Here is a 4,868-nt window from a genome sequence, read left to right on the forward strand (position 1 = left end):
CAGATTGATCCAAAATGACTTTGATACACCCAAAGCATATTCCAATGCAAGAGCGAACTTAGCGGAAATGTCTTTTTTTCCTGCTATAACATTACATACATACGCAGGAGTCACTCCAGTTCTCGCAGCTAATTCTGCCTGCGTTATTCCTCGTTCTACGAGAATATCACTTATTGTTTCTCCCGGATGAATAATCAGATCACGGGATATACCAGTTATCTTTGTCGCCATGATAATCACTTCAAATTCTTTAGATAATGATTAGCCGCCAAAGAACCGATAAATAGTATAGGAAAAGGATTTACCAGATTATTATTACCAGACAAGGACGTCTACAGAAAGGCTTTACTTAGTATTACAATGGGCGGCTTTGTCATTCAACACAACATAAGTGCGATGAACTCGAATCGCACGCTTAATATCACAACAGGAAACCTGGCGAAATCATCTGAAAAGCTCTCTTCAGGATATAAGGTAAACAGAGCAGCAGATGATGCGGCAGGTCTTGCCATTTCTGAGAAAATGCGCCGTCAGATAAGAGGTCTGTCTCAGGCTTCAAGAAACTGTCAGGACGGTGTATCTCTTATCCAGATCGCAGAAGGATCCCTTCATGAAGTTCACGATATGCTCCAGCGTAGTAACGAACTTGCTGTAAAAGCTTCCAACGATACCATGACTGATACTGACCGCATGTACGTTGAAGCTGAATACAGGCAGATCCTTGATCAGATTGATAAAAATGCTGCATGTACAACCTTTAACGAGATACATCTTTTCCCATCAGAAGGATATTCTCCAACAGATTCATTTTCTGTTGAACAAAATATTAATTTCAATATGACACTTGGTGCTGACGGAAGCGTAAGTGCAAGCAATATAACAATCTCCTATCCATCAACGATAGATGGTGTTACAACTCCAGGCTCTAATTGGGATACTTTGGGTGAAGTTATAAGCCAGACTCTTATTCCCAATGCTGTAAACCAGATATTCAGCGCTTTTCCATCGATCAAGAAAGCCTTCGAAAGCCAGAGCGGCGGCAGCGAAGTTCCTATTTCTCTCGATATAAAATATGTTGACGGTGCAAGCAATACTCTTGCTTATGCAAGCCTTCTTTCTTCCACCAGTAACGATGGAACTTCATATACTGTCCATGGCCTTACTCTTGGTATGACAGTTGATAAAGATGACTTTTCCAATTCTTCAGTTAGCGGAACCGAAGGAACTAATACTCTTGAGAGCACCATAGCTCATGAGCTTACTCATACCTTAATGCAGTACACAATGCCTATCGCCATGACCAAAGGCTTCCTTCCAACCTGGTTTACTGAAGGTGTGGCTCAGCTGACAGGCGGTGGTGTTGCTACTAACTGGAATAATGGCCTATATAATGCAGTATCAGGTCTTACTAGTGAAAATGATTCCAGCAAAGACGAAGCTGTTGCCAATTATCTTAAGTCCTACACAATGGCCAACAGACCTTATGGACATGGATACCTCATGTCTGCTTATATTGGTTATCTTGCAAGCGAATCAAGTGAAGTTAATGCTTCAAGCATCGCAACTGGCATGAACAAGATCATGAAAGGACTTATTGATGGCAAGGATCTTGGAACAACTCTTAAAGATCTTGGTGTTGTAAGTGATGCCAATACCTACCAGTCAACACTTGCTTCCTGGTTCTCGGGAGCTACTGCTGACTCAGATATTACTGAATTTATGAGAAAGCTTGCCTATAACACTAAAGCTTCAAACGGTGGGCAAGGCTCCATAATAGGCGATGGCGGCTTGTCAGGTTCTAATATCGTAGATAATGCAAGCGTAACTTCTCCTCTCGTAGTTAGTTCAGCAGGAGCTGCTCCTGTTAATCAAAATTATCCTCAGGGCGCAGGAACAGGCGGTGCTCTTACACCTGGCGCTTCCAGCGGCGGAACAGAAGTTACCGGAGCTAATACTCTTTTCATACAGGCTGGATCAGAAAATGAAGCGAGCAATAGAATTGGTATAAAGCTCTTTAACATGGATTCCACAGCTCTTGGACTTAACACAAGCAACATGATGACAGCAGATGCAGCAAGAAGTTCTATAGACTCCATAAAAGCTGCTCTTGCCGCTGTAAGTAACGTTCGAAGCTACTATGGTGCAACCCAGAACAGACTTGAACATACTATCAAAAACCTTGATAATGTTGTTGAAAACACATCTGATGCTGAATCTCAGATAAGAGATACTGATATGGCCGAAGAGATGGTGAGATATTCCAACATGAACATTCTCGCTCAGGCAGGACAGTCTATGCTGGCTCAGGCCAACCAGTCTAAGCAGGGCGTTCTGAGCCTTCTGCAATAAGAATAGAGGATTATTATGGGTAATATGATCAAGATCTCATGTAAAAAATGCGGCGCATCCTGGAACGTTAAGACTGGTATGGGGATGCTTCATTGTAGTCTGGAATACTGCCTTAGTGACTTTTCAAAAGATATAGCTGATGAGATAAAAAAGAATTTTGAAGGCCAGGATATGCCTCATTTTACCTTCTCCTACGAAACCGCTGTATGTAATAAATGCGGCAAGATGGTATCTGTTGCAGTTCTTGAAGACCTTGATACTTCAAAAAAATATACCGCAGCCTGTCCAAGCTGCGGTAATAATGATGTAAATATAATTGGTAATAATATAACAACGTGCAAATGTCCTAAATGCGGTCATTTAAGGCTTTCATCTGAACTTACGGGACTATGGGACTAGATTTATGAATTAAATCTGATCTACAAGGTTTACCATTTCTATAGCTATATTTTCTTCCTCAACTCCGTGTCTTCTAAGACCGTCTACTGCTCCGCCTACAAGCTTATTAACGATGATCTCGTTAAATCTTGATGCTACAATACCTACCTGCATTCCTTCTTTTGCTACAAGTTTTCCTTCAAGTAATTTTGTACTCATCTTCTTTGTCTCCCTTCACGATCAAAATGAGATTGCATTTTTCACTGATTATTTAATTTCACAGAACGCTGTCAGCATCTGCGCTAAGCGTCCTGACCTTTTTAAGGAATAAAAGGCAGTTATCGGCTTCTTCCTGATTAAATACGTAGCCGCCTTTTTCAGCTACATACTTTGCTGTATCAACAAAAAGCTTGCACATTATATCTACAGAATCCCACATGGAATCTACATCTGCGCAGCAGAACGTCTTAAGATATGTATCCCATTCTTCTTTGGAAAGCCACTTGTGCATGTACTTTCCTGACTTTCCAACGCTGACATTAAAATCAGTCATAAGGCCGATCTTCCATGAAAGCAGTTTTTCAAGCTGCTTTCTTACCACGAAGTTAAGCATATCCTGCGCGTAGGTTACTTCCTCTCTCCACAGTCCTTTGGCTATATTATTAAGGCACCACCAAAACTCATTGCAGGTTGCCTCAAACTGGGCCTGCGATGGTATTTTTACAAGGTATGATTCTTCTGATGATTCTGGGATCGGTGGCAGTATCCCGTCTTTATCCAAAAGGATTATACAAAGGCTATCTTCTACCACATTCTCCTTGGCATGAGATATCTCTTTTACCGTAAGATCAAGTCGATTACCGTCTGTGAAGACCATGAGCCATGCGTAGGATTTGTCCACGTCGCTTGGATAATCCGGACTTTCATCAGGATACTGCATAAAGAGGATATCGCCAAAACGCTTTATCCATTCTTTGTCCTTGATAAAAGACGCAGTCTCTTTAACCACATATACAATGTCATAATCCTGAAAAATATCTTTTGGTGAGTTTGGATTAGTTCTTGATCCGTTCATGTATACCGCACGGACACGATCATCTTCGCGTGCGGTATACATGATCAGATCCATCATTTCTTTTTCGTTTCGCATTAGTGTCCTGCCTTCCCTTTTTGGTGCTGTATTACACGATGTTGTTAGTACATATACTTCAATGTACGGACTTTGTATCTATGTTATCAATTATCTCTTTTGCTCTCTTAAGAATTGGAACTTCTCTATTTGCCACAAGCCTTCCAAGCGGTGTCTGTCGTCTAAGCTCATACTCTGCAAGGGCATCTTCATATCCTATCTTAAGAGTAGACAGGTGGAAATCCTCGATCTCATCCTTGGTCAGATGCTTTTCGCCGAAGTTCTTGGCTTTGCATAGGAAGTAGTTGTTGATGTTGTGCCTGTGGATAAGGTTGTAATAGTCGCTTACAACTCCTATCTTACAGATGACATCGACTTCTACTCCAAGCTCTTCGCCTAGCTCTCTGCGAATTGCTATGTCAAGGTCTTCTCCAGCCTCTACACCGCCGCCTGCTGTCTCAATTATGATAGCCTTACCAAAATCATCATCTCTGTCTGCTCTTACAAAATAAAAACTGCCTTCATCATCAAATACTATACCTCTTGCAATGTTTCTATCATGATCAGTATATGTAAGTGACCACTCTTCATCCTTAAGTTCAATATATAATTCTTTGTTATCCATGTAAAACCTTTCTTGTTTCTATCTCAACTCTATATCCTAATTCTATCTGCTATCGTCATTTCCAGTCTGCATCTCCATCGCTAATCACTTTTTAATCGCAATCGCTGCAAACTCTCCAGGCAGCATTTCATTTTCCCAAGATGGCTGTTCATCAAATCTCTCAAGTGTAAATCCATTTGCAATGATGGAATTGATGATCTCGCTTATGGTGTACTTCCTGTAGGGACATTTCGGGAACTGTTTTCTAATATGTGTGATCAATTACCTAATGCACCATGCATATATGTCATGACTTTGTAAAACGATTTAAATATAACAACTAATGCCATGAAATACTCTACACGTCAAATAGACTCAGCTGCTTGTACTTCTCCGGAAACTCATTCA

The 4,868-nt window shown here is 40.9% G+C and carries 6 protein-coding genes and 2 pseudogenes; 3 read left to right on the plus strand and 5 right to left on the minus strand.

Annotation, left to right across the window (positions count from 1 at the left end; all coding sequences use genetic code 11):
• Window positions 1–231 (minus strand): helix-turn-helix transcriptional regulator (locus K6G87_RS11970; protein ID WP_296837529.1); only part of this gene is annotated, 231 nt, incomplete at its 3' end.
• A gap of 165 nt (window positions 232–396) precedes the next feature.
• Between K6G87_RS11970 and K6G87_RS20080 the strand changes: the two are divergent.
• The 3 genes and pseudogenes from K6G87_RS20080 to K6G87_RS11985 all read left to right on the plus strand — a co-directional run.
• Window positions 397–717, plus strand: a pseudogene (locus K6G87_RS20080) (flagellin N-terminal helical domain-containing protein); the annotation flags it as partial.
• A 1,362-nt stretch (window positions 718–2,079) separates the two neighbouring features.
• A pseudogene (locus tag K6G87_RS20085) lies at window positions 2,080–2,349 on the plus strand (flagellin); the annotation flags it as partial.
• 15 nt (window positions 2,350–2,364) lie between these two features.
• Entirely contained in the window at window positions 2,365–2,748 is a 384-nt protein-coding gene (locus tag K6G87_RS11985) for a hypothetical protein (protein WP_296837531.1), read from the plus strand.
• Window positions 2,749–2,757: 9 nt separating this feature from the next.
• Here the strand turns inward: K6G87_RS11985 and K6G87_RS11990 are convergent, their stop codons facing one another.
• The 4 genes from K6G87_RS11990 to K6G87_RS12005 form a co-directional block, all read right to left on the minus strand.
• Window positions 2,758–2,946 carry a 6,7-dimethyl-8-ribityllumazine synthase gene (locus K6G87_RS11990; RefSeq protein WP_330669845.1) on the minus strand — a complete coding sequence of 63 codons (189 nt, stop codon included), beginning with the start codon at window positions 2,944–2,946 and terminating at the stop codon, window positions 2,758–2,760.
• 58 nt (window positions 2,947–3,004) lie between these two features.
• Entirely contained in the window at window positions 3,005–3,877 is an 873-nt protein-coding gene (locus tag K6G87_RS11995) for an aminoglycoside 6-adenylyltransferase (RefSeq protein WP_296837533.1), read from the minus strand.
• Window positions 3,878–3,935: 58 nt separating this feature from the next.
• Window positions 3,936–4,481 carry an NUDIX domain-containing protein gene (locus K6G87_RS12000; protein ID WP_296837535.1) on the minus strand — a complete coding sequence of 182 codons (546 nt, stop codon included), beginning with the start codon at window positions 4,479–4,481 and terminating at the stop codon, window positions 3,936–3,938.
• An 84-nt stretch (window positions 4,482–4,565) separates the two neighbouring features.
• Complete coding sequence (locus K6G87_RS12005) at window positions 4,566–4,742, minus strand: hypothetical protein (protein WP_296837537.1); 177 nt, start codon at window positions 4,740–4,742, stop codon at window positions 4,566–4,568.
• Window positions 4,743–4,868: the final 126 nt, after the last annotated feature.

The organism is Butyrivibrio sp. (assembly GCF_024699075.1).

Coding starts and splice junctions, on each gene's coding strand:
- K6G87_RS11985 (WP_296837531.1), top strand. CDS start 2,365: ATGGGTAATATGATCAAGATCTCATGTAAAAAATGCGGCGCATCCTGG.
- K6G87_RS11990 (WP_330669845.1), bottom strand. CDS start 2,946: ATGAGTACAAAATTACTTGAAGGAAAACTTGTAGCAAAAGAAGGAATG.
- K6G87_RS11995 (WP_296837533.1), bottom strand. CDS start 3,877: ATGCGAAACGAAAAAGAAATGATGGATCTGATCATGTATACCGCACGC.
- K6G87_RS12000 (WP_296837535.1), bottom strand. CDS start 4,481: ATGGATAACAAAGAATTATATATTGAACTTAAGGATGAAGAGTGGTCA.